24 protein-coding genes are annotated in these 22,657 nt (G+C 73.3%); 14 read left to right on the top strand and 10 right to left on the bottom strand.

Translation table 11 applies throughout. The annotated features are described in order from the left end of the window. Nucleotides 1–8 precede the first annotated feature (8 nt). The gene (locus OP18_RS48785; RefSeq protein WP_033367319.1) at nucleotides 9–566 is read right to left on the bottom strand and encodes a TetR/AcrR family transcriptional regulator; all 558 of its coding nucleotides are present in this window, start codon (nucleotides 564–566) and stop codon (nucleotides 9–11) included. A gap of 60 nt (nucleotides 567–626) precedes the next feature. Here OP18_RS48785 and OP18_RS48790 point away from each other — a divergent pair, with 60 nt between their 5' ends. Continuing rightward, nucleotides 627–1,028 (top strand): nuclear transport factor 2 family protein, encoded by a 402-nt coding sequence (locus tag OP18_RS48790; protein WP_033367321.1) that lies wholly within the window; start codon nucleotides 627–629, stop codon nucleotides 1,026–1,028. A gap of 11 nt (nucleotides 1,029–1,039) precedes the next feature. Here the strand turns inward: OP18_RS48790 and OP18_RS48795 are convergent, their stop codons facing one another. Further along, nucleotides 1,040–1,933, bottom strand: coding sequence for a helix-turn-helix transcriptional regulator (locus tag OP18_RS48795; RefSeq protein WP_052388512.1), 894 nt, complete (start codon nucleotides 1,931–1,933; stop codon nucleotides 1,040–1,042). A gap of 90 nt (nucleotides 1,934–2,023) precedes the next feature. On the opposite strand from OP18_RS48795, the gene OP18_RS48800 reads away from it, so the two are divergent. Both OP18_RS48800 and OP18_RS48805 read left to right on the top strand, forming a co-directional pair. Then, a complete protein-coding gene (locus tag OP18_RS48800) occupies nucleotides 2,024–2,626 on the top strand; it encodes a class I SAM-dependent methyltransferase (protein WP_033367325.1) in 603 nt (200 codons plus the stop codon). A gap of 96 nt (nucleotides 2,627–2,722) precedes the next feature. Next, a complete protein-coding gene (locus OP18_RS48805) occupies nucleotides 2,723–2,950 on the top strand; it encodes a DivIVA domain-containing protein (RefSeq protein ID WP_033367327.1) in 228 nt (75 codons plus the stop codon). Between the two features lie 16 nt (nucleotides 2,951–2,966). Here OP18_RS48805 and OP18_RS60110 read toward each other — a convergent pair whose 3' ends face one another. Both OP18_RS60110 and OP18_RS48820 read right to left on the bottom strand, forming a co-directional pair. Next, nucleotides 2,967–4,088, bottom strand: coding sequence for a nucleotidyltransferase family protein (locus OP18_RS60110; RefSeq protein ID WP_211273913.1), 1,122 nt, complete (start codon nucleotides 4,086–4,088; stop codon nucleotides 2,967–2,969). A 113-nt stretch (nucleotides 4,089–4,201) separates the two neighbouring features. Next, nucleotides 4,202–4,717 carry a MarR family winged helix-turn-helix transcriptional regulator gene (locus tag OP18_RS48820; RefSeq protein ID WP_033367329.1) on the bottom strand — a complete coding sequence of 172 codons (516 nt, stop codon included), beginning with the start codon at nucleotides 4,715–4,717 and terminating at the stop codon, nucleotides 4,202–4,204. Between the two features lie 59 nt (nucleotides 4,718–4,776). Here OP18_RS48820 and OP18_RS48825 point away from each other — a divergent pair, with 59 nt between their 5' ends. Then, on the top strand, nucleotides 4,777–5,484 hold the full coding sequence (locus OP18_RS48825; protein ID WP_033367331.1) for an SDR family NAD(P)-dependent oxidoreductase: 708 nt from the start codon (nucleotides 4,777–4,779) through the stop codon (nucleotides 5,482–5,484). Nucleotides 5,485–5,542: 58 nt separating this feature from the next. Here OP18_RS48825 and OP18_RS48830 read toward each other — a convergent pair whose 3' ends face one another. From OP18_RS48830 to OP18_RS48845, 4 genes are read right to left on the bottom strand one after another with little or no spacing between them, the layout of a single operon-like run. Further along, nucleotides 5,543–6,355 carry an ABC transporter permease gene (locus OP18_RS48830; protein ID WP_052388506.1) on the bottom strand — a complete coding sequence of 271 codons (813 nt, stop codon included), beginning with the start codon at nucleotides 6,353–6,355 and terminating at the stop codon, nucleotides 5,543–5,545. 11 nt (nucleotides 6,356–6,366) lie between these two features. After that, on the bottom strand, nucleotides 6,367–7,149 hold the full coding sequence (locus OP18_RS48835) for an ABC transporter permease (RefSeq protein ID WP_033367333.1): 783 nt from the start codon (nucleotides 7,147–7,149) through the stop codon (nucleotides 6,367–6,369). Next, on the bottom strand, nucleotides 7,149–8,084 hold the full coding sequence (locus OP18_RS48840) for an ABC transporter ATP-binding protein (protein WP_033367336.1): 936 nt from the start codon (nucleotides 8,082–8,084) through the stop codon (nucleotides 7,149–7,151). Before OP18_RS48840 ends, OP18_RS48835 begins: the two co-directional genes overlap by 1 nt. Then, on the bottom strand, nucleotides 8,081–9,469 hold the full coding sequence (locus tag OP18_RS48845; protein WP_081971795.1) for a condensation domain-containing protein: 1,389 nt from the start codon (nucleotides 9,467–9,469) through the stop codon (nucleotides 8,081–8,083). Before OP18_RS48845 ends, OP18_RS48840 begins: the two co-directional genes overlap by 4 nt. A gap of 402 nt (nucleotides 9,470–9,871) precedes the next feature. Between OP18_RS48845 and OP18_RS48850 the strand changes: the two genes are divergently transcribed. Next, nucleotides 9,872–10,159 carry a phosphopantetheine-binding protein gene (locus tag OP18_RS48850; RefSeq protein ID WP_052388508.1) on the top strand — a complete coding sequence of 96 codons (288 nt, stop codon included), beginning with the start codon at nucleotides 9,872–9,874 and terminating at the stop codon, nucleotides 10,157–10,159. 61 nt (nucleotides 10,160–10,220) lie between these two features. Here the strand turns inward: OP18_RS48850 and OP18_RS48855 are convergent, their stop codons facing one another. Continuing rightward, a complete protein-coding gene (locus OP18_RS48855) occupies nucleotides 10,221–10,829 on the bottom strand; it encodes a pyridoxamine 5'-phosphate oxidase family protein (RefSeq protein ID WP_033367338.1) in 609 nt (202 codons plus the stop codon). Nucleotides 10,830–10,833: 4 nt separating this feature from the next. Further along, nucleotides 10,834–11,808, bottom strand: coding sequence for a TauD/TfdA family dioxygenase (locus OP18_RS48860; RefSeq protein WP_033367340.1), 975 nt, complete (start codon nucleotides 11,806–11,808; stop codon nucleotides 10,834–10,836). A 160-nt stretch (nucleotides 11,809–11,968) separates the two neighbouring features. Here OP18_RS48860 and OP18_RS48865 point away from each other — a divergent pair, with 160 nt between their 5' ends. The 9 genes from OP18_RS48865 (at nucleotide 11,969) to OP18_RS48905 (ending at nucleotide 22,652) form a co-directional block, all read left to right on the top strand. Next, the gene (locus OP18_RS48865) at nucleotides 11,969–12,829 is read left to right on the top strand and encodes an isocitrate lyase/phosphoenolpyruvate mutase family protein (RefSeq protein ID WP_033367342.1); all 861 of its coding nucleotides are present in this window, start codon (nucleotides 11,969–11,971) and stop codon (nucleotides 12,827–12,829) included. After that, nucleotides 12,808–13,800: a 2,3-diaminopropionate biosynthesis protein SbnA gene (gene sbnA, locus OP18_RS48870; RefSeq protein ID WP_211273914.1), complete on the top strand. Its 993-nt coding sequence runs from the start codon at nucleotides 12,808–12,810 to the stop codon at nucleotides 13,798–13,800. Before OP18_RS48865 ends, sbnA begins: the two co-directional genes overlap by 22 nt. Then, the gene (sbnB, locus tag OP18_RS48875) at nucleotides 13,790–14,827 is read left to right on the top strand and encodes a 2,3-diaminopropionate biosynthesis protein SbnB (RefSeq protein WP_033367344.1); all 1,038 of its coding nucleotides are present in this window, start codon (nucleotides 13,790–13,792) and stop codon (nucleotides 14,825–14,827) included. Before sbnA ends, sbnB begins: the two co-directional genes overlap by 11 nt. After that, nucleotides 14,824–16,515 (top strand): amino acid adenylation domain-containing protein, encoded by a 1,692-nt coding sequence (locus OP18_RS48880; RefSeq protein WP_033367345.1) that lies wholly within the window; start codon nucleotides 14,824–14,826, stop codon nucleotides 16,513–16,515. The genes sbnB and OP18_RS48880 overlap by 4 nt, the downstream gene beginning before the upstream one ends. A gap of 2 nt (nucleotides 16,516–16,517) precedes the next feature. Further along, nucleotides 16,518–17,669, top strand: coding sequence for a nucleotidyltransferase domain-containing protein (locus OP18_RS48885; RefSeq protein WP_052388509.1), 1,152 nt, complete (start codon nucleotides 16,518–16,520; stop codon nucleotides 17,667–17,669). A 141-nt stretch (nucleotides 17,670–17,810) separates the two neighbouring features. Next, nucleotides 17,811–18,620, top strand: coding sequence for an amino acid kinase family protein (locus tag OP18_RS48890; protein WP_033367346.1), 810 nt, complete (start codon nucleotides 17,811–17,813; stop codon nucleotides 18,618–18,620). After that, nucleotides 18,617–19,729, top strand: a complete 1,113-nt coding sequence (locus OP18_RS48895; protein ID WP_033367347.1) for a pyridoxal-phosphate-dependent aminotransferase family protein — start codon at nucleotides 18,617–18,619, stop codon at nucleotides 19,727–19,729. Before OP18_RS48890 ends, OP18_RS48895 begins: the two co-directional genes overlap by 4 nt. 20 nt (nucleotides 19,730–19,749) lie before the next feature. After that, a complete protein-coding gene (locus OP18_RS48900; protein ID WP_052388514.1) occupies nucleotides 19,750–21,948 on the top strand; it encodes an FAD/NAD(P)-binding protein in 2,199 nt (732 codons plus the stop codon). Beyond that, a complete protein-coding gene (locus OP18_RS48905; RefSeq protein ID WP_052388510.1) occupies nucleotides 21,945–22,652 on the top strand; it encodes a maleylpyruvate isomerase family mycothiol-dependent enzyme in 708 nt (235 codons plus the stop codon). Before OP18_RS48900 ends, OP18_RS48905 begins: the two co-directional genes overlap by 4 nt. The last annotated feature ends 5 nt before the right edge of the window (nucleotides 22,653–22,657 follow it).

The following is a 22,657-nucleotide window of genomic DNA, read 5'->3' on the forward strand; positions in this document are numbered from 1 at the left end:
CCGCGTCGTCAGCCGCCGGTGGTGACCCCGGTGCGCAGCAGCGCCACGAGGCGGCGGGCGTGGGCGGCGCCGGTGGTGGCGGCGGCGCCGCTGGCGAGGGTCAGCAGGTCCAGGGCGGTGACCTCGTCGCGCAGGGCGGGCCGGGCCCGGTCGACGAGGCGGTCGGCGGTGGAGGTGATCGCCGCGTGCCACTGGTGGAACAGGGCGGTGCGGCGTTCGGCGGTCTCCTCGGTGGCGGCCAGCGCGAGCGCACGCTTGGTGGCGACGTGCACGGTGAACTCGTCGAGCCAGGCGAACAGCGCGTCCACCGGCTCGGGCGCCTCCAGCAGCCGCGTGCCGCGGTCGCACAGGGCGGCGACCTCGTCGGCGTAGACGGCCACGAGCAGATCAGCGCGGGTCGGGAAGTGCCGGTACAGGGTCGCGTTGCCGACGCCGGCGCGGCGGGCGATCACGTCGAACGCGGCGTCGTTGCCGGCCTCGGCCAGCACCTCGCGCGCCGCGGCGACGAGCCGGGCGGCGTTGCGGGACGCGTCGGCCCGCGGGCCGCGCTTGCTGTCCGGGGACATCCCCGTATACGGTACCGGCGACTAAGTGGGGAGGTCCCCACTTACGGCGGAGGGACTGTCATGAGCATCAGCGTGGACGACCGGACCACCATCACGGACCTGATCAAGCTGCACGGCCACCTCACCGACCGCGGCGACTTCGACGGCCTGACGGCGCTGTTCACCGAGGACGTCGTCTACGACGTGTCCGCTCTCGGCGGCACACCCCTCGCCGGGCTCGCCGGCGCCCGCGAGGCCGCCCTGGCCCTCGGCGACGGCAACCCCGTCGCGCACCACGTCACCAACATCGTGCTGCGCGAGATTGACGACGGCGTCGTGCACGCCCTGTCCAAGGGCCTCGGCGTCAGGACCGACGGCTCGGTCGACAGCGTCACCTACGAGGACACCGTCGAGCGCACTCCCGCCGGATGGCGCATCACCCACCGCGTCGTGCGCCCCCGCCGCACCCCGCTGCGCGACTGACCAGGCGGCCGTCAGCCTGTGCCGCGCCATCGCGCCGGGGTCACCCGGTGCTCGGCGCGGAACCGTTTGATGAAGTAGCTGGCGTCCGGGTATCCGACGCGGCGGCTGATCGCCGCCACCGTCAGGTCGGTCTCGGCCAGCAGCGCCCGCGCCTCCTGCAGGCGACGCTGGGTGATCCACTGCTGGACGGTCCGGCCGGTCCGGCGGCGCACGACCGTCGTGAGGTGACCGGCGGTGAGGGCGAGCTCGGCGGCGACGTCGGCGAGCGAGATGGGCTCGTGGTAGCGCTGTTCGATGACGTCGAAGACGGCGGCGAGCAGCGGCTCGTCGGCCGAGCGCAGCTCGCCGGCGACGTCGGCCGAGAGCCTGGCGGCCCCGACCAGCAGCAGCGTCAGATGGGCGAGCGCGGCCTCCTGGTGGCCGTCCCGGCGGGTGTGCAGCTCCGTGTCCAGCGCCGCGAACCGCGCCATCCAGTCGGGCCGGTCGGCGGACGGCACCCGTAGCCGCTGCGCCCGGTCCGCGCCGCGGGCGAACGGGAACAGCAGCGGGTGGGACCGCCACGACGCGGACGCGCCGTGGCGCACGGCGTCCGCCGGGAACCACACCACCCAGCCGTCCTCGGCGACCCGCTGCGTGCCGGTGAACCCGACCACCTGCCCCGGTGCGAGGACGAACAGGTCGCCGTCGGTGACCGTCCACGTGCGGTGGTCGATCGACACGGTGGCGTCGGCCCGGTGCGCATACAGCAGCACGAGGAAGTCGTGCGCGTGCGTGCCGACCCCCGGCTGCGGGACCGGGCCCGGCAGGCGGGACGCCGCGACCGGCACCACGCCGGGCGCACGGCCGAGCCCATAGACGGGCGTGCCGTCCCCGGTCCGACCGACCGGCACCAAGGATCGTCGCATCATCACCGCAGATGCACCACTGTCGGCGGCTTCACCGGCCATGAGACTGAGCGTACGACCCAACGATCGTCGGACTCTCAGGAGCGTGACATGACCGAACAGGCGTATCTGCCCGCCATGGGCGTGCGGTGGCTGCTGCCCTTCTACGACCCGTTCTGCCGGCTCGCGGGCGTCCGCCGCGTCCACGCGCAGCTGCTGGAGCGGGCCGACCCGCAGCCCGGGCAGCGGGTGCTGGACGTCGGCTGCGGCACGGGCACACTGCTGGGCGCGCTCGTGCGCCGCAGCCCCACCGTGGAGGCCATCGGCATCGACCCGGACGCCGCCTCGCTGCGCCGCGCCCGCGCCAAGGCCGCCAGGGCCGGCCTGCAGATCAGCTTCGAGCGCGCCTACGCCGGCCGGCTGCCGCTGCCCGACGGCAGCGTCGACCGCGTCCTGTCGTCACTGATGCTGCACCACCTCGACGACGACGAACGCGGCCGGGCGCTGCGGGAGGTGCGGCGGGTGTTGCGGCCCGGAGGCCAGCTGCACGTCGTCGACATCGCCGGTGGGCACGGCCGGCACCCCCGGCTCGCCGCCGTCCAGCCGGAGCGGGTCATCGCCGCGATGGCCGCCGCGGGCCTCAGCGACCCGGCAGTGGACGGTCACGGACGCGTCCGGTTCGGCCGGGTCGCGTTCTACCGGGCCGGACGCTGAGCCGGCGCGGTGACCGGCCCGGCCGCGGATGCTCCGCCGCGCCGTGCCCCCCGCCGCGCGACTGACCGCGGTTGACACGGCCGCGAGACTGATGCCGTGGACTCCTTCGTGTTCTCCGTGGTGCTGCGCGGATACGATCCCCGCGCCGTCGACGCGTTGCTGGCGTCGGCGAGCGCCGCACTCACCGGCGCCGACCGGGCCGCGCGTGCGGACGCCGCCGCCGCGCTGCGCCGGGCGAGCCTGCGCGTCGTGCTGCGCGGGTTCGACCGGGCACAGGTCGACGCGGCGATCGAGGACCTGGCCGGGCGCCTGGAGCGCGCGTAACGCGCCGGTCGGCCCGTCAGGGGGCGAAGACGGTCACCCCGGGCCAGCGCGTACCCGGGTCGTGGCGGGCCAGCCGGGCCCGGGACCGCTCGGCGGTGACACTGCGCGGGTTGCGGCGCCAGACGCCGTCGAGGAGGTCGGCGAGGCCGAAGGGCGCGCACACCTCGATGCCGTCGTCGTCGCGCAGCCGCACCACGACGGCCGTCGCGGTCTCCGGCCAGGTCCCGATCGCGTCCCGGATCGAGGTGAGCGGCGCGACGGGTCCGCCGCCGAAGGTCGCCGCGTACCAGGTGTGCACGGCCGTCTGGTTCTTCGCCTCCCACGGCACGCCGGGCAGCCGCCGGCGCAGCCGCTCGGTCACCCGGTCCTCGTTGCCGGGGCTCAGGTCGGCCGGGTCGAAGAACGCGACGTCCACGTCACGGACCCGCCCGGGGTCGAAGCCTGACCCGTACCGCGGACCCCACACGAGGTCCCGGAGCGCCCCGGCGCCGGTCCAGGCGTCGGGGACGCGGGCGTCCCGGACCGCGGCGAGCACCCGCGTCATCCACGCGCTGCCACGGATGAGGTCGGTCAGCTCGCGCTCCGCGGCGGCGTCGGTCGCGGTGGTGGACGGCAGGCCCGCGGTGCGCAGGCTCAGCACGTCGGTGGTGGCGCGCAGCGCGGCGACGACACCCGGGTCCGGTGCGGCGTGCACCGGCTCGTAGTCGCGCTCGCCGGCGGCCGGGTCGAGGGTGAACGCCAGCCGCGGCACGTCGAGGGAGAACTGGGCGTCGACGCCGGGCTTGTTGCCGCGCGGGTCCTGCCGGTGCCAGCGCCCGTCGAGGTGGACCGCGACGAGGCCGTGCACGACGAACCCGCCGCCGCCCGTGGCGAGGCGCTGATAGCACAGCCCCGCCGGGACGCCCTGCGCCCGCAGCAGCGCGGCGAGCAGGTGCGATTTGGCGTAGCAGAGCCCGACGCGGTGCTCGAGCACCTCCGCGGCGCTGACGGTGACGCGCGGGTCGCCGGCGTCGAAGGAGTGCCGCACCTCGTCGCGGACGAACTCGAAGGCAGCCCGGGCGAAGCCGGTGTCGTCCGGGTGCCCGGCGCGCAGCCGCGCCGCCGCCGCGCGGACGGCGGGATGATCGGCCTGCACCACGTCGCCGGCGGTGAGGAAGTCGGCGGCGAGGGAGGGGCGGTCGGCACGGATCGAGGGTACGCGCCGCGGGTCATCCGGGCGGGGTCACGCCCCGTCCGAGATGTACGGCCGGCTCACCCGACCGGTGGCATGGGGCCGGGACCGGCGACCGCGTGCACCAGGCGTTCCAGGTGGCCGGCGAGATCCCGCCGTTGCTCGGGGGTGAGCGCAGCGAGCAGCTCGTTCTCCCGGTCGAAGACGCGGCTGGCCACGCGGTCGACCAGTTCCCGGCCGGCGGCAGTCAGGTGCACCAGCACCCGGCGGCCGTCACCGGGTTCCCGCATCACCCACCCGTGCCGTTCCGCCCGGTTGAGGCGCTGGGAGATCGCGGCGGCCGTGACCAGGGTGTGTTCGGCCAGCTCGCGGGTCGTGAGTGTGTACGGTTCGCCGGAGCGCCGCAGCGTCCCGAGCAGGTCGAGCAGCGCCGGATCGATGTCGAGGGTGACGAGCAGGCGGCGCCGCTCGTCGGCGAAGACCTTCGCCAGGTGCCAGATGCGGGTGATCACCGCGATCGACGAGGGATCCAGGTCGGGGCGCTCGCGGCGCCATGCCGCCTCGATCCCGCCGGCCCGGTCGGGACTTGTGCTCATGCCGGAAGTCTACGTTAAGGTCTTAACCAATCGATCGTTTAGACCTTAACGGAGGAGTCATGTACGTGATCACCGGAGGCGGTACGGGTATCGGCCGGGCGATCGCGCTGGCGCTGGACGAACCCGTGCTGATCACTGGGCGGCGCGCCGGCCCGCTGGCCGCGGTGTCCCACGGGTCCGGCGGCCGGGTCCGCCACCTGGTCTGCGACAACGCCGACCCGGACGACGCCGCGAAGATGGCCGCGACCATCGACGAGCCGGTACGCGGCCTGGTGCTGTGCGCCGGCGGCAATCCGGCCATCGGCCGGCCTGATCCGGGCGACCTCAAGGGCGTTGCCGCCCTGCTGGACGAGACTCTTGCCAGCAACCTGCGGTCCGCCGTGCTGACCTGTGCCGCGCTGGAGCCGCACCTGGCCGACGGGGCATCCGTGGTGCTGTTCGGATCGATCGCCGCGGAGCGCGGCGTGGGGTTCTACGGCCCGGCCAAGGCGGCCGTCTCGGCGTACGCGGTCGGTCTGGCCGGCCGGCTGGGCCCGCGCGGCATCCGGGTCAACTGCGTGTCGCCCGGCTACATCGCGGACACCGAGTTCTTCCGCGGCGGCATGACGGCCGACCGGGAACAGCAGCTACGTCTGCAGACGATGAGCGGCCGCACCGGCACCCCGGACGACGTGGTCGGCACCGCGCTGTTCCTGCTGTCCCCGCACGCCGGGCACCTCACCGGCCAGACCCTGCACCTGAACGGGGGCGCCTTCACCACCAGGTGAGGCGGCACGACCAGCTCGGAAAGCTCGGTACCGGCCCGCACGGCGTCGCGGGGCCGTGTCACCGGCGCAGGGTGGCGCCCAGGCGGCGCACGGCGAGGGCCAGCGCGGCCGTGCCCAGGATGGCGAGGTACGCGGCGGAGACCAGCAGCTGCGGGCCGGGCGCGCCGAGGAACGGCTGACGGACCAGCTCGATGCTGTGGTACAGCGGCAGCACCTCCACGAGCAGCTGGATCGGGCGCGGGTACACCGTCAGCGGGTAGAACGTGGTGGCGAACAGGAACATGGGCAGCATGACCAGCTGGATGAGCTGGAAGTCCTGGAACGTGCGCAGATAGGTGACGACGAGCAGGCCGACGGCGGCGAAGGCGTACCCGGTGAGCAGGGCGCCCGGCAGGGCGAGCAGCACCCACGGGGAGTGGGCCAGGCCGAACGCGGACACCACGGCGAGGAAGCCGGTGGCGACGATGAACCCGCGCAGCAGCGCCCACCAGACCTCGCCGAACGCGACGAGCCGCACGGTCATCGGGGTGGTGAGGATCGACTCGTAGGTGTGGTCGGTCTTGAGCTTGCCGAACATGTTGAACGTGGTCTCGTTCATCGCGCCGTTCATGGCGGCGGTGGCCAGCAGGGCGGGCGCGACGAACTGCGGGTAGCTGACGGCGCTGTCGGAAAGGCCCGGCACGCCGTCGATGAGCAGGCCCATGCCGACGCCGAAGGCGAGCAGGTACAGCAGCGGCTCGAAGACCTCGGCGGCCAGGACGAACCAGGTGTGCCGGTAGATGAACAGGTTGCGTTCGACCATGGCCGCGGCGCGTCCCCGGCGCAGCGGCCCGCTGAGCGGGTTGAGCAGGGTGCTGGCTGTCGTCGGCATGCTGGCCCCCGTCAGACGTAGAGGTTTCGGCGGAAGTTGCGGCGGGCGAAGTACAGCCCGGCGAAGGTCATGGCGGTGAGGTAGCCGGCGTGGACGGCGACGCCGGTGGGCGTGGCGGTGCCGACGGCGGCGTCGCGGGCCAGCTCGACGCCGTGCCACAGCGGGGTGGCCTGGGCGATCCAGCGCAGCATCGGGGTGACCGTGCCGAGCGGGAAGAACGTGCCGGACAGCATGTACATGGGCATGACGATGAACCGCAGGATCGCCACCATCGTGGACAGCCGCCGCACCCGGACCGCCATCGCGGCCACGCACGGGGCGAACGCGCAGCCGACGAGCACGGCACAGCCGACGACCAGCAGCCCGCGCAGCGGGTCCAGGGCGCCCATCGCGGCCGCGACGACGGCGAAGAGCAGCGAGGTCACCGCCACGCGCAGGATGATGAACACGAGGTGGCCGTAGAAGATGGTCTCCGGCCACATGGGGGTCGCCGCGGCGGCCTGGTAGTTGTGCCGGCCGCGGATGGACTGGAAGACCGGTCCGGCGGACTCGACGTAGGTGGTCTGCATGGCGGCGGCGATGAGCAGCCCGGGCACGACGAAGCGCAGGTAGGTGCCGCCCGGTAGGGCCTGCGGGTCGGCGACGAGCTCGCCGAGACCGACGCCGATGGCGATCAGGAACAGCAGCGGGTTGACGACGCTGATGACGATGCTGCCGCGCCAGGTGCGGCGGTACCGCAGCAGCCAGTAGCGGGTCTCGCGGAACGTCTGGTTGGTGAGGGCGAGGGTGCTCATCAGTCCACCAGCGTCCGGCCGGTCAGGGTGAGGAACACGTCCTCGAGGGTGGAGCGGCGCACCAGCGCGGTCAGCGGGGTGACCTTGCGCTCGTGCACGGCGGCCAGGGTCTCCTCACCGTTGGCGGTGTACAGCAGGACCCGGTCGGCGAACACGTCGACGCGGTCGGTGAGGCCCTGCAGCTTCTCCGCGGCGACCTCCCGCTCGGCGGCGGGGAAGCGCAGCTCGAGGACCTCGCGGGTGCTGTACCGGGCGATGAGGTCGGCCGGGGTGCCCTCGGCGATGATCTTCCCGCCGTCCATGATGATGAGCCGGTCGCACAGCTGCTCGGCCTCGTCCATGTAGTGCGTGGTGAGCAGCAGCGTCACGCCGTCCTGCTTGAGCTGGAAGAGCCGTTCCCAGAGCAGGTGCCGCGCCTGCGGGTCCAGGCCGGTGGTGGGCTCGTCGAGCAGCACGATCGCCGGGTCGTTGATGAGGGCGCGGGCGATGGTGAGCCGCCGGCGCATCCCGCCGGACAGGTTGCTGACCTGCTCGTCGGCGCGTTCGGTGAGCCGGGCGAACTCCAGCAGCTCGGTGGTGCGCCGCGTGATGTCGGCCCAGCGCATGCCGAAGTAGCGGCCGTAGATGAGCAGGTTCTCCCGCACGGTCAGGTCGGTGTCGACGCTGTCCTCCTGCGGCACGACGCCGAGACGCGCGCGGACCGCGGCGCCGTCGCGGTCGGGGTCGCCGCCGAGGACGCGCAGCGTGCCGCCGGACACCGGGGAGGTGCACGCGACCATGCGCATCGTGGAGGACTTGCCCGCGCCGTTGGCGCCGAGGACGCCGAAGGCCTCGCCGCGGCGGACCTGGAAGGTGATGCCGTCCACGGCGCGCAGCCCGCTGTTGTACGTCTTCACCAGGTCGCGGGCGTCGACCAGGATCTCGTCGGTCTTCACGGCTGTGCTCCGAACTCGCCGCGCAGGGTGGCGATGGTGAGGGTGTCGTCCGCGGCGGCCATGACGAGCACGCGCTCGAGGTCACCGAGGGCGTCGGCGGCCGTGCGGGGGTGCAGGAACGCCGGGTGGGCGCTGAGCTGGAGCACGGCCCGGTCGCCGAGCTCCCTGAGAAACAGGAAGAACTTGCTGGTCATCTGGGTGCGGGTGTCATCGAGGCGGATGAGCTCGGTCGCGGCCTGGGCCTTGGCGAGCACGTCGGCGAGCGCGTCGCCGTCCGGCGGGTCCTCACCGGCGGGGCCGGTGTCGTAGCGCACGTCGTTGAAGAAGCAGTAGCCGCCGACCTCGATGCCGCGCTGTGCGGCGATCCCGGCGACGAGCTCCTCCAGGCGCCGCGGGTGGTACTCGCTGTTGCGGCTGGCGGCGAGGGCGGCGGCGCCGGCGTGGCGGAAGTAGTCGCCGGCGGTGCCTGACCCGGGGACGTCGACGCGGAAGAGCGCGTTCTGGTTGAAGGCGCCGACGAGGCGGCGGCTCTGCGGCTGGAAGCGGGTCGCGACCAGCACCCGCAGCCCGGCGCCGTCGCTGCCGGTGTACAGGGCGAGCAGCAGCCCGGCGCCGGCGAGCACGACCTGGGAGTCGCTGAGGCCGTTGCGCCGGGCGAGCGCGCGGGCGGCGACGGCAAGCGCGGGGGAGCGGATCTCGCCCCAGTCCGGCCCACCGTCCGATGTGGACGGCAGCGGGGTGAGCATCGCGGCGGGCAGCGTCGTCATGTGCCTGGCCCAGAAGGCGAGCGCCCGCTCCTGCCGCTGCTGGGCGAGGTCGCCGCGCTCGTAGGCGGCCCGCTGCAGGGGCTGCTGCCCGGCCGGCTCCAGGGTGCCGCCGGTCGGGTCGCGCAGCAGCTCGCGCAGGTCGTCGGCGACGATCTGGATGCTCCAGCCGTCCACGGCCATGTGCGACACGACCATGACGATCAGCCGCGGCTGCCCGTCGCCGGTGAGCACGGCGAGGCGGACGGGCTGGTCGGCGGCGTGGTCGAACGGCGGCGCCAGCAGCCGGGCGGCGGTCGCGTCGGCGGTGCCGTCGAGGTCGGCCGTCTCGATCAGCTCGACGAGGACCTCGCCCTCGCCCTCGACGGTCTGCGTCGGGTCGGGCTCGCCGGGGTGCCAGCGGCTGTGCAGCACGTCGTGCCGCTCCAGCAGCGCGCGCAGCGCGTCGCGGACCGTGTCGAGGGTGGTGCCGGGCGGGACCTCGACACGGCGGATGAGGTTGAGCGTGTGCCACTCGTCCGGCGACAGCCAGACGAAGACGTCCCAGATCGCGATCTGTCCCCACATGAGTGGTCCGCTGCCGTGGTTGCCGGTGAAGCGGACGGGCATCCGATCAGGCATCGGCAGATGCTATGTCTGTGCGTACGGTCCCGCAATCCGTTGCGTTAACGGGGTGAGACGTTCTGGATACGTGGCGTGGCATGATGGAGTGAAATGTCCACATCTGGCGACTCTCCTCGAAAAATCATGAGAGATCTTGTCGGATCGTGGATCCGCTGGTCAGAAACATGATGTTCGTCGTCAGCTTTTTACGTTCACATTTCGGATGCTTGCAGGTCAACATCGTGCCGTCATACAGTGCACCGAGGGCCGCAACGCAGTTCATCGATGTGTTCGCCGGCCGCACGCCACGGGGGCAAGGACTCAACGCTGCGTCGGCGTCACCGGGCGAGACCTGGGTCGTGCGCGCCCGTAGCCGGGACCGGCGCACGACGGACCCCGTTCACGACTGGGAGACGTGCGATGACGACGCCGTTGGACAGCACGACCGGCAGCACGACCGGAAGGGCCTGGGACGACCGGTTCGAGGAGGTGCTGCGGGTGCACCTCGCGCCGGGCACGCCGCCGCTGCGCCCCGACGACCGGCTGTTCGAGCTGGGCCTGGACTCGCTCGCCGTGGTGCAGCTCGCCGCCGACCTGGAGGACGCCTACGGGGTGTTGCTGCCCGACGAGTCGCTGACCCGGGAGAGCTTCGCGACGCCCGGCGGGTTGTGGGCCGTCGTCCACCCGCTGCTGCCCGCCGGCCGGTAGCCCGGTGGCAGGCAGGGGGGCCGACATGCTGCGATCCATCGACTGGCCGTGACCGTCCACGTCAGTACAGCCGCTGCTCGTACTGCGGGCCGTACCGTTCCTCCAGTTCGGCCAGCGACTTGTCCGTCCACTCCGTCGCCTGGGCGATGCGGGCCCGCGAGGACACCGCATCCGGCGCCCAGGTCTCGGGCCGCCACACGTCGCCACGCAGGAACGCCTTCGCGCAGTGGAAGTAGGCCTCCTGGACGCGCACCCGCAGCGCGAGCTGCGGCCGACGGCCACGCACCACCATCCGCTCGAACCACGGCTCGTCGCGCACCAGCGCGGCGCGGCCGTTGACCCGCAGCGTGTCGCCCCGACCCGGGATCAGGAAGAGCAGCCCGACGTGCGGGTTGCCCAGCACGTTGAGCCAGCTGTCGAGGCGGCGGTTGCCGGGCCGGTCGGGCAGGGCGACGGTGTGCTCGTCCAGCACCAGCGCGAAGCCGGGCGGGTCGCCGCGCGGCGACACGTCGCAGGTGCCGTCGGCGGCCGACGTGGCCAGCAGGCACAGCGGGGAGTGCGCCAACCACTCCCGCTCCAGCGGGCCGAGGACCGCGGTCGCCTTGCGGTACACGACCGGGTTCGCCTCGCCGGTCAGCGCCCGCAGCTCCTCGGCCGAGGTGATCTCCATCGGGCTAGCTCGCCGGCTGCTTCGTCGACCACATGCGGAACATGTACCGGTTGACGTCCTCCGGCCGGTCGGTGCGCATGTCGATCGGGCGCGGCGGGCGGCGGTCGGCGAACGCGGTGCGGGTGTGCAGGAACCGGTCGTCGGCGGAGACGAGGATCTGGCCCTGGTCGAGCCGGACCCGGATCTGCACCGAGGACTGGTCCATCACGGCGTCGAAGATGTCCAGCGCGGCGGCGGTGGCCTCGCTCAGCGGCTCGCCGAGCTTCTCGTGGGCCACCTCGATGTAGGTGCGGAAGTAGCGGACCAGTGCGGCCCCGTCGGGGGAGTACCGGATGATCGGCGAACGGAAGAACTCCGGCTCCAGCGCCATGCCGCGCTTCTCGAACCAGAACTCCCGCTCCAGCTCGGCCAGCACCTCCGGGTGCGCCCGCAGCGCCTCGTGCACGGCCACGGCGTCGACCAGGATGCTCTCGCCGCCGACGAGGGCCGCCTGGCCGCAGGACAGCAGCAGGTAGTCGATCGGGTCGACGTCGTTGACCGCGTCGTTGTGCATGTAGGAGCCCTGGCGGGTCTGGTGGTAGCGGGCGCCCTCGGCGATCGTGCGGCCGGTGCCGCGGTCGTAGACCTCGATGAGCCGCCAGCCGTCGGTGTTCTGCACCATGGGCGTACCGAGCGCGTGGCCGAGCACCCACGTGTAGATGGCCTGCCCGCGCAGGGTGTCCACACCGGACACCCGGTCGTAGACGATGAAGTGCGGCGACGCGTCGATGACCGCGCGGGTGGCCTCGACCTCCGCCGTGAAGGCCGGCACGGCGCCCAGGTCGACCGCCAGGTCGTCGACGCGCCCTTCGGGCTGGCCGCGGTCCAGCATGTCCACATAGGACGCGAGTTCCTCCTGCGCCCCGGCGGAGAACGTGTGGAACGTCTGCGGCGGTGCGGCGAGGGTGCGTGGCTGGGTCGCGATGGTCGCACTGGTCATGGTCGTGACGTCCCCCTGTGGTCGCTGTCTGCTCGGTGCTCGCGCCGAACGTAACAGCGGTTGGCAATTATTGACAAGGTGTTTGTCAAGCTTGACTAAATCGTCGGACATCACTAACTTCGGCGGACGTCACAGCCGACCAGCGAACCGGGGGATCGAAATGCAGCGATTGACCTACCCGTCCTTCCGCACCGTGCTCGAAGAGCGGGCCTTCGTGCGCGTCGCGGGCGTCAACCACGCGCTCGGCGGGCTGCTCGCGGAGGAGGCCGGGTGCGACGCCGTGTGGTCCTCCAGCCTGGAGGTCTCCGCCTGCCGCGGGGTGCCCGACGCCAGCATCCTGACGATGTCGGAGTACCTGGAGGCGGCGGCCAACATCCAGAAGGTGCTGCAGATCCCGGTCGTCGCCGACTGCGACACCGGCTACGGCGGCACGATGAACGTCGCGCACATGATGCACGAGTACGAGGCCGCCGGGATCACCGCCGTCTGCCTGGAGGACAAGCGCTTCCCGAAGATGAACAGCTTCGTCGGCACCGGCCAGCACCTGCTGGACACCGGCGAGTTCACCACCAAGATCAGCGTCGCCAAGCGGGCGCAGACCTCACCCGAGACGTTCTTCATCGCCCGCACCGAGGCGCTCATCGTCGGCCAGCCGGTCGCCGAGGCCCTCGAACGCTGCCGCGCCTACGCCGACAGCGGCGCCGACGCGGTCCTCATCCACTCCAAGGCCAAGACCCGCGACCAGATCATGGCGTTCCTGGACGGCTGGGACTTCCGCGTCCCCGTCGTGGTCGTGCCGACCACCTACCCCGACTGGCAGATCGACGACATGCGCGCCGCCGGCGTCTCCGTCGTCATCTACGCCAACCAGGGGCTGCGCGCCACCGTCGCCGCGCTGCGCGACACGTACGCGGCGATCCTGCGCCACGGCGACTCGACCGTCGTGGAGGGCTCGATCGCCTCGGTGCGTGACATCTTCGACCTGCAGCGCCTCGCCGAGTGGCAGAAGCTCGAGGCCTGAGCGCGGTGGCCGTCATCTCCCGAGCCGACGAGCTCCATGACAGCGACCTGTACGTCGACCTGCGCGCCGAGCTCGGCCTGAACCTGCGGCTGCGCTGCGACGGGCTCAACCTCGCCGGGTCGGTCAAGCTGCGCCCGGCCGTCGCGATGGTGGCGCAGGGCCTCGCCAGCGGCGCCATCACCAGCGACTCGGTGCTCGTGGAGTCCTCCTCGGGCAACCTCGGCGTCGCGCTGAGCCTGGTCGCGGCGGCGAACCGGCTGCGCTTCCACTGCGTCACCGACCCGAAGTGCAACCCGACCGCGCTGAAGCTCATGCGCGCCTTCGGCAGCGTGGTCGAGGTCGTCGCCGAGCCCGACGCCACCGGCAGCTACCTCACCGCCCGCAAGGCCCGCATCCGCGAGCTGTGCGCCGCCGACCCGCGGTACACGTGGCTCAACCAGTACGAGAACCCGGCGAACTGGATCGCCCACCAGGAGTCGACCGCCCCGATGATCGCCAAGGAGTTCCCCGACCTCGACGTGCTGTTCGTCGGCGTCGGCACCGGCGGCACCCTAGCCGGCTGCTCCCGCTACTTCCGGGAGAACCGCGCCGGCGTGCGTATTGTCGGCGTCGACAGCGTCGGCTCGATCAACTTCGGCCTGCCCGCCGCACCCCGGCACATCCCCGGCCTGGGCGCCAGCGAGCCGATGCCGCTGGTCACCGCCGACCTCATCGACGACCTGGTGCGGGTCGAGGAGCCGGCCTCGGTGCGCATGTGCCGCCGGCTCGCCGGCCGCGGGTTCCTGTTCGGCGGCTCCACCGGCACCGTCGTCGCCGGCGCCGAGCGGTGGCTGCGCGAGCACGACCCCGCCCAGCGGCTCACCACCGTCGCCATCTCCGCCGACATGGGCGAGCGGTACGTCGACACCATCTACGACGACGCATGGATCACCGGGCTGTACGGCGAACTGGAGGACGACCGTGGCCGCTGACGACACCATCCCCGCCTTCTCGGTCGTGTCCGGCGCCGCCGTCGAGCGGGCCCTGCACGGCCGGCGCCGGGAGCTCATCGACCTCGTCGAGCACGCGTACCGCCTGCACGGCCAGGGCGACACGGTCAACCCGCCGTCGTACTTCCTGCGCTTCCCGGACCGGCCCAGCGCCAGGATCATCGCGCTGCCCGCGTCCGTCGGCGGCGACGTCGCCGTGGACGGCATCAAGTGGATCTCCAGCTTCCCGACGAACCTGGCGCTGGGCATCCCGCGCGCCTCGGCGCTGCTGATCCTCAACGACGCCCGCACCGGCGTGCCGTTCGCGTGCCTGGAAGGCTCCATCATCAGCGCCGTGCGCACCGCCGCGTCCGCCGCGGTCGCCGCCCGCGCCCTGGTCGCCGGCCGGGACACCCCCCGCCGCGTCGGCTACATCGGCGCCGGGCTCATCGCCCGCTACATCCACGCCTACCTGTCCGAGCTGGACTGGAAGGTCGAGCAGTACGCGGTGCACGACCTCGACGCCGGCTACGCCACCTCATTCGCCGAGCGGGTGCTCGGCGGCGGCGCCGACGTCCGCGTCCACGACAGCGCCGCGGCGCTGATCCGCGACAGCGACGTCGTCGTGCTCGCCACCACCGCGGCCACGCCGCACCTGCACGACCCGGCGCTGTTCGCGCACCACCCGCTGGTGCTGCACGTGTCGCTGCGCGACCTCGGCGAGGACGTCGTCCTCGGCGCCGCCAACATCGTCGACGACGTCGAGCACGTGCTCAAGGCCAACACCTCCGTGCACCTCACCGAGCAGCGCACCGGCCACCGCGACTTCATCGACGGCACCCTGTACGACGTGCTCACCGGCGCGGTGACCGTGCCCGCGGACCGGCCGGTGATCTTCTCACCGTTCGGCCTCGGCGTGCTCGACCTCGTCGTCGGCGCCACCGTGCACCGCCACGCCACCGACCACGGCGACGTCACCACCGTCGACGGGTTCTTCCACGAGCTGAGCCGGCACGGGGCGGCCCGATGAACCCGCCGCCACCCGCCACCGCACCCGGCACGGCCGTGTGCGCCGCCCTGCCGCTCACCCCCGGCGCCGCCGGCCGGGCCACCGCCCTCGCCCTGCGCAACCCGCTCGACGTCGACCTCACCACCGGCGTCCTGCAGCACGTCACCCGCCACGCCGCCGCCCGCCCCGACGCGCCCGCCGTCACCGACGGCGACCGGGTGCTCGGCTACGCCGAACTGGCCGGGCACGCCCGGCGGCTGGCCGGCGCGCTCGCCGCGGCCGGCGTGCACGCCGGTGACCTCGTCGCCGCCGCCGGCCCCCGCAGCGCCGACACCATCGTGACGTTCCTGGCCCTGGAGCGCCTCGGCGCCGTCTACCTGCCGGTGGACCCGCAGTGGCCGCAGCGGCGCACCGCGGCCGTGCTCACCGTCAGCGGCGCCCGGCACCTGCTGGACTACGCCGACGGCACCGCCGACACCGCCGCGGCCAGGGCGGCCGCCGCCGACGCCGGCGCGACCGTGCACGTGTTCGGCGAGCTGATCCGCGACGGCGCGCCCGGCGACGAGCCGGCGCGCCCGGCGCGGCGCGACCACGCCCGGGAGCCCCGCTACTGCATCTTCACCTCCGGCACCACCGGACGGCCGAAGGGCGCCCTCGTCGAGCACCAGGGGATGGCCAACCACCTGTGGGCGAAGGTCCACGACCTCGGCATCACCGACGGGGACCGGGTCGCGTTCAGCGCGCCGCTGGTCTTCGACATCTCGATCTGGCAGATGCTCACCCCGCTGGTCGCCGGCGCCACCGTCGTCGTCGCCCGCGACGCCGACCTGGCGTTCCCGCGCCGCCTCACCGGCCTGCTCGACCGGGGCGCCGTGTCCGTCGTGGAGCTGGTGCCGACGATGGTCGGCTGGGTCGCCGACGACGCCGAGCGGCGCGGCGCCGGGTCGCTGGCGCGGCTGCGCTGGCTCATCTCCACCGGCGAGGAGCTGCACCCCGGACTGGCCCGGCGGGTGCTCACCATCGCCCCGCACGTACGGCTGCTCAACGCGTACGGGCCGACGGAATGCTCCGACGACGTCACCCACCACGAGGTGCGCCCCGCCGACCTGGACCTGCCCCGGCTGCCGGTCGGCGCCCCCGTGCCCAACGCCGTGCTGTACCTGCTCACCGAGGACGACGACAGCGCCGGCTGGCGCGCCGCCGAACCCGGCGAGACCGGGCAGCTGTTCGTCGGCGGCGTCGCCGTCGGCCTCGGCTACGTCAACGACCCGGACACCACCGCCGGCGCGTTCTTCGCCGACCCGTTCGACCCGCACTCGCCGACCGGCCGGCTGTACCGCACCGGCGACGCCGCCCGCATCGCCGACGGCCTGGTCTTCTACCTCGGCCGCATCGACCGGCAGGTCAAGGTCGCCGGCGTGCGCATGGAACTGGACGAGATCGAGGTCGTCCTGCGCCGCCACGCCGCCGTCGACGCGTGCGCCGTCACCGTCGTCACCACCGCCGACGGGCGCCCCGCCCTCGCCGCGTTCGTCACGCTGCGCACCGCCGGCACCGACGACACCGAGCTGCTCAAGTTCCTCGCCGAGGAGCTCCCCGACGCGATGGTGCCCAAGCACCTGCTCGTGCTGGACGCGTTGCCGCTCACCGGCAACGGCAAGACCGACCACCGGGCCCTGGCCGGGCTCGTCACCCGAGAGGCGCAGTGACCATGCCCGACCACACCGCTGAACTGACCGTGTCCGGCCTGCCGCCGCACGCCCAGCTCCTGCTCGCCCTCGCCACGCTGCGGCTGACCCCGGACGAGGTCGCCGCCGTGCGCGCCCTCGCCGCCCGCCCCGACCTCGACTGGGGCGCGTTCCTGGAGGCGTCCGCCCGGCACAAGATGCTGCCGCTCGTCGGGCGGCTCGTGGACCGGCACCGCCTGGACCGCAAGACCGCCGCCGGCGGAGCGTTCCCCTACCCGTGGGTGTTCACCACCGCGTACCTGGGCAACCGCACCCGCAACCTCGCCCTCGCCGACGAGTTCGGCCGGGTCTTCGACGAGCTCAACGCCGCCGGCATCCGCTTCGCCGTGCGCAAGGGCTTCTCACTCGGCGAAGGGGAGTACCACGACCCCGCGCTGCGCCGCATCGCCGACCTCGACGTGCTCATCGACCGCGCCGACGCCCCCGCCGCGCACGAGGTCCTGGTGCGGCTCGGGTACGCCCAGGGCACCGTCGCCGACGACGGCGAACGCATCGAGCCGTTCAGCCGCCAGACGCAGGTGTTCTGGCGGGTGAACCTCAGCAACCAGCTGCCCTACCGCAAGCCGGCCGGCCGCCCCGACGTGCTCGACTTCAACGTCGACCTGTGCCACGACATCTTCCAGCAGCGCTCCGGGATCTCCGCCACCGCCGCGGAGCTGCTGGACCGGGCCGTCCCGGCGGTGCTGTGCGGCACCCTCGCCGCCGTGCCCGCCCCCGACGACCGGCTGCTGGACCTGTGCTCGCACCTGCAGAAGGAGGCCACCAGCCTGCACTTCATCGAGGACAGCCAGGACCTGCAGCTCAGCAAGTTCCTGGACCTGAGCCTCGTCGCCGCGCAGCGCGGGCCCGACGACTGGGCCCAGTTCGTCAAGCGGGTCCAGGAGCTGGGCGCGGAGGCCATCGCGTACTACGCGCTGCACTTCACCGCGATCCTGTTCCCCGCCTCGATCCCCGCCGACGTGCTCGACGTGCTGCGCCCCGCCGACCTGTCCTACCTGGACAGCTACGGCGCCATGGACGGCCGGACCGCGACCTGGCAACAGCCGTTCCTCGCCCGTCTCTTCGACGTGCACCGGCACACCGGCGCCGCCGCCTCGAACGTGCCGCGGACATGAGCGGCCCGCAGCGGAGCGGAGGGCTGCGAATCATGGGCGCAGGGTGGAGCTCAGGTCGGCGCCGGAGCGCAGCGGAGGAGACGACATGAGCGGCGCAGGGTGGAGCTCAGGTCGGCGCCGGAGCGCAGCGGAGGAGACGACATGAGCGGGATCACGGGGGAACCGACACTGCTGGTGCTGAAGGTCGGCGGCAGCGTCCTGACCGACAAGTACAGCACCGGCGGGACCGACTACGCGGCGATCGACGACTTCGCCGCCCGCATCGCCGACCTGCACGCCGAGCAGCCCGGCCGGATCGTGCTCGTCACCGGCGGCGGGCCGCTGTGCCACCCGGTCGGCATGCGCATCAAGGCCGACCGCGCCGACGCGTACGCCGCCGTCGCCCTCACCGAGCCCGCGTTCGCGATGCGGTGGGCGTGGACGACCCGGCTGCGGGCGCACGGCGTGCGGGCGGTGCCGCTGCAGGTGTCCGCCATGTACACCGAACGCCCGGACGGCACCGTCGTGCAGACCGAGGCCGTCGAGCGGCTCCTGCGCGCCGGCGCGCTGCCGGTGCTGTCCAGCGACTTCGTCGTCACCGCCGGCGGCACCCTGCGCATCTTCAGCAGCGACGAGGTCCCCGCGCTGTTCACCGCCGAACGGTTCCGGCCGCTGCGGGTCGTCGCGCTCAGCGACGTGCCCGGCATCCTCACCGGCGGCGGCGACGTCCTTCCCGAGGTCGACCCGCACCGGCTCGACGAGATCCGCGGCCTGCTGTGGAACAAGCCCGGCAACGCCACCGGCGCCATGGACGGCAAGGTCGCCGCACTCGCCGCGCTGGCCCGCGACGGCGTCGAATGCGTCATCGCCCGCGGCGAGCGGACCCGCCCGATGCGGCACCTGCTCGCCCCCATGTCCGAGTGGCCGCCGGCCACCCCTCGCACCCTGATCGCCGTTGGAGCGCACCGATGACCCGTGTCGTGCTGATGAACCCCGGACCCGTCAACGTCGACGAACGGGTCCGGGCCGCCATCGCCTCGCCGGACGAGTGCCACCGCGAGCCCGAGACCCGCGAACTGCTCGCCCGGGTCCGCGGCAAGCTCGCCACCGTCGCCGGCGGCGGCGACGCGCACACCGCGGTGCTGCTCACCGGATCCGGCACCGCCGCGCTGGAGGCGACGGTCTCCTCCGTCGTGCCGGCCACCGGCGGGCTCCTCGTGCTCGACAACGGCCACTACGGCGAGCGGCTGCACCGCATCGCCCAGGTGCACGGCATTCCCGTGCGGCGCCTCGAGTTCGGCTGGGCCAACCCCGTCGACCTCGACGCCGTCGAGCGGGCCCTGACCGCCGAGCCGTGGCTCAGCCACGTCGGGCTGGTCCACCACGAGACCAGCACCGGCATGCTCAACCCCGCCGGCGACGTCGGCCGGCTCACCGCCCGGCACGGCCGCTCCCTCATCCTCGACGCCATCTCCAGCATCGGCGCCGAGGACCTCGACGTCGTCGCCGACCACGTCGACTGGTGCGTCGGCACGGCCAACAAATGCCTGGAAGGCCTGCCCGGCATCAGCTTCGTCCTCGGTACCCGAGCCGGGTTCGACGCGCTCGCCGCGATCCCGGCCCGCACCTTCTACCTGGACCTGCACGCCGGCTACCGGGCGCAGGTCGCCGGCGGCGCGCCCCAGTTCACCCCGGCGCTGCAGGTGCTGCGCGCCCTGGACGTCGCCCTCGACCTGACCCTCGCCGAGACGGTCACGGGCCGCGGCGAACGGTACCGGGCCCGCGCCGAACAGCTCCGGACCGGGCTCACCGACCGCGGCGTGGCGCTGCTGCTGCCACCACCGCACCGGGCCGCCTCGATCACCAACGCCTGGCTCGGCGGCGACCTCACCTACGACCAGCTGCACGACGGGCTCAAACAGCACGGGTTCGTCATCTACGCCGTCCAGGACCGCGTCGCGGGCTCGTTCCGGCTGGCCAACATGGGCCAGCTCACCGCGGCGGACATCGACCGATTCTTCACCGCGTTCGACGCCGTGACCGCCCGGCCCACCGTCGCGGCCGTGGGGGCCGGACAGTGACCGGCACGAGGGAGGACACCATGCCCCGCATCGGGCTCGCGATCGTCGGCGGCGGACCGACGTGCACCTACGTACTGGAGCGCCTCGCCGCGCTCACCCTGGACCGGTCCGGCGACCTCGCCCTCGACCTGGTCATCTACGACCACTCCGGCGAGTTCGGCTCCGGCGCGGTCCACAGCCCGAAACAGACCACGACGAGCTACCTCAACCGGATCGTCGGGCAGGTCGCCTTCGCCGCCGACGAGAGCGTCATCGACGCCGGTCCGCTGCTGCCCCGCGACGCCCGGCCCACCCTGCTGGACTGGTGCCGGGCCAGGTACGCCGCGACCGGCGACCCCGCCTACGACCTCGTCGCCGAGGACTGGCCGAAACGGTACCTGCACGGCCTCGCCCTGCAGGACCAGTTCACCTGCTACATCGACATGCTGCGGGGCGCCCCCGGCGTCAGCGTCGACCTGCGCCGCGCCGACGTCACCGACCTCGTCGAGGACGGCGACGGGTTCCTCGTCGTCACCGCCGACGGCGACGACCCCTTCCGGGCCGACTACGTGCTGCTGCTCACCGGGCACTCCACCAACCGCCCCGAGACCGACCCCATGCAGGCCGAATGGGCGCGGTTCACGGCCCGCCACGACGCGCGGCTCATCCCGTCGGCGTACCCGATGGAGGAGACGCTGCACGGCCCGCACACCGGACCCGGCTCCACCGTCGCCTGCCTCGGCATGGGCCTCACCGGCATCGACGTGCTGCTGTACCTCACCGAGGGCCGCGGCGGCCGGTTCACCCGCGGCGAGGACGGCACGCTCAGGTACCAGCCGTGCGGCCAGGAGCCCGACGAGATCGTCGCGTTCAGCCGCAACGGGCTGTTCACCTTCGCCCGGCCGTACAACCAGAAGGAACGCGACATCGCCAAGTACGAGTACCGCGGCGTGTTCCTCACCAACGCCGCCGTGCAGCGGCTGCGCGACGCGTTCGGGCTGGTGCACCCGGTGCCGACGCTCACCCGGCCGCAGCTGGACTTCGAACGGCACGTGTTCCCGCTCGCCGTGCTGGAGATGGCGCTCATCTACTACAGCACCCTGTACGGCGACCGGTTCCGCGCCGCCGCGATCGCCGCCGCCGGACCCGCCTACGAACGGTTCCTCGCCACCGCCGACGAGTACCCCGACCACCACGCCGCCTGCGCCGAGCTGACCGCGCCGGTGCAGGACCTCGCCGCGGCCGTCGCCGCCGACGTCGACGCCGTCCTCACCGGCCGGCGGGTCCTCGGCGACGACGCCGCGCTGCGCGAGGCGGTGACCGCGTTCCTCACCGTCCTGCACGACCCCGCCCGCGCCGCCGAGCTGCTCGCCCACGCCGACCGGCCCGCCGCGCTGGCCGATGCGGTCGCCGCCGCCGGCTCGCCGCACCGGCATCCGCTGTCGGCGGCGCGGCACCGCTTCTCCTGGGCCGAGGCCATCGAACCGGTGCCGGCGAACGGGTACGCCACCGCGGAGGAGTACCACCGCAAGTTCCTGGACTTCCTCGACGCCGACATCCGCTGGGCCGCGCAGGGCAACCTCAGCAACCCCGGCAAGGCCGCCGCCGACGCCGTCTGGCGCGACCTGCGCGGCGTCATGATCGACGCGGTCGACTTCGGCGGGCTGCGCGCCGGCTCGCACCGGGTCTTCCTCGACGTGTACACCGGCCACCACAACCGGCTCTGCCAGGGCGCCTCCTGCGAGGCGATGGAGAAGGTCGTCGCCCTCATCCGTGCCGGCTACGTCGACGTCACCGTCGGCCCGCAGGCGCGGGTCACCTGCGACGAGGAGACCGGCAAGTTCCGCATCAGCGGGCCGGTCACCGGCGTGCACCGCCTCGCCGACGCGCTCGTCGACGCGCGCGTGCAGCGCTTCGACGCCGCCCGCGACGTCAGCGCCCTCTACCCGAACCTGCTGCGCCGCGGCCTCATCCGGCAGTGGACCAACCCGGGCATCGACGAACCCGACTTCACCCCCGGCGGGCTCGACCTGACGCCGCAGTTCCACCCGGTGCGCGCCGACGGCACCGTCGAACGGCGCGTCACCGTGCTCGGCCCGCCGAGCGAGGGCGTCATGTACCACCAGATCGGCGCACTGCGCCCCAACAAGGACCACCACGTGATCCGCGACATCCTCAGCTGGACCAACGCATTCCTGCCGCACGCGGCGGCCCGCACCCCGGAAAGGGTTTCACCATGACCGACCAACAGCCCGGCCAGGACATCGCCGGCCGGCTGGCCGAGATCGACGCCGTGCACGCCTGGATCCGCTCGGCGACCGCCGGGCTCGACGAGGACGGTGTCCGCGCCCCGAGCGGCCTGCCGGACTGGACCCGCGCGCACGTGCTGGTCCACCTCGGCGACCTGTCCCGGGCGTTCGCCCGCCAGGCGCGCTACGCGGTGCGCGGCGAGACCATCGAGGTGTACGACGGCGGCCGGTCCACCCGGGACAAGTCGATCGAGGAGAACCACACCCGCGACGCCGCCTGGCTCGTCGAGCACGCCGTCTCCGGTCTCGCGGACCTGCGCGACGCCTGGTCCGGCCTCACGCCGCAGGACTGGCAGCGGCCGTGCGCGTACCGCGACTCGCCGCTCATCGCCACCCAGTACGCGTGGTGGCGGGAGTCGGAGCTGCACGGTGTGGACCTCGCCCTCGGCCGCACCAGCGAGCAGTGGAGCCCCGCGCTGGCCGAGCACGTCGTCACCTACCTCCAGCCGCGGCTCGGCCCCGGCACCGGCGTGCGCATGGACGCCACCGACGCGGGGCTCACCTGGAACCCGGACGGCGCCGTCACCGTCACCGCGCCGCTGACCGCGCTCGCCGCCTGGATCTCCGGCCGGCCGGGGGTCGCCCCGACGGTGACGCCGCCCGGGCCGCTGCCGCTGCTGCACGCCTGGCCGTGACCAAC

This window comes from Dactylosporangium aurantiacum, from assembly GCF_000716715.1.
GTDB classification, from domain to species: Bacteria; Actinomycetota; Actinomycetes; order Mycobacteriales; family Micromonosporaceae; genus Dactylosporangium; species Dactylosporangium aurantiacum.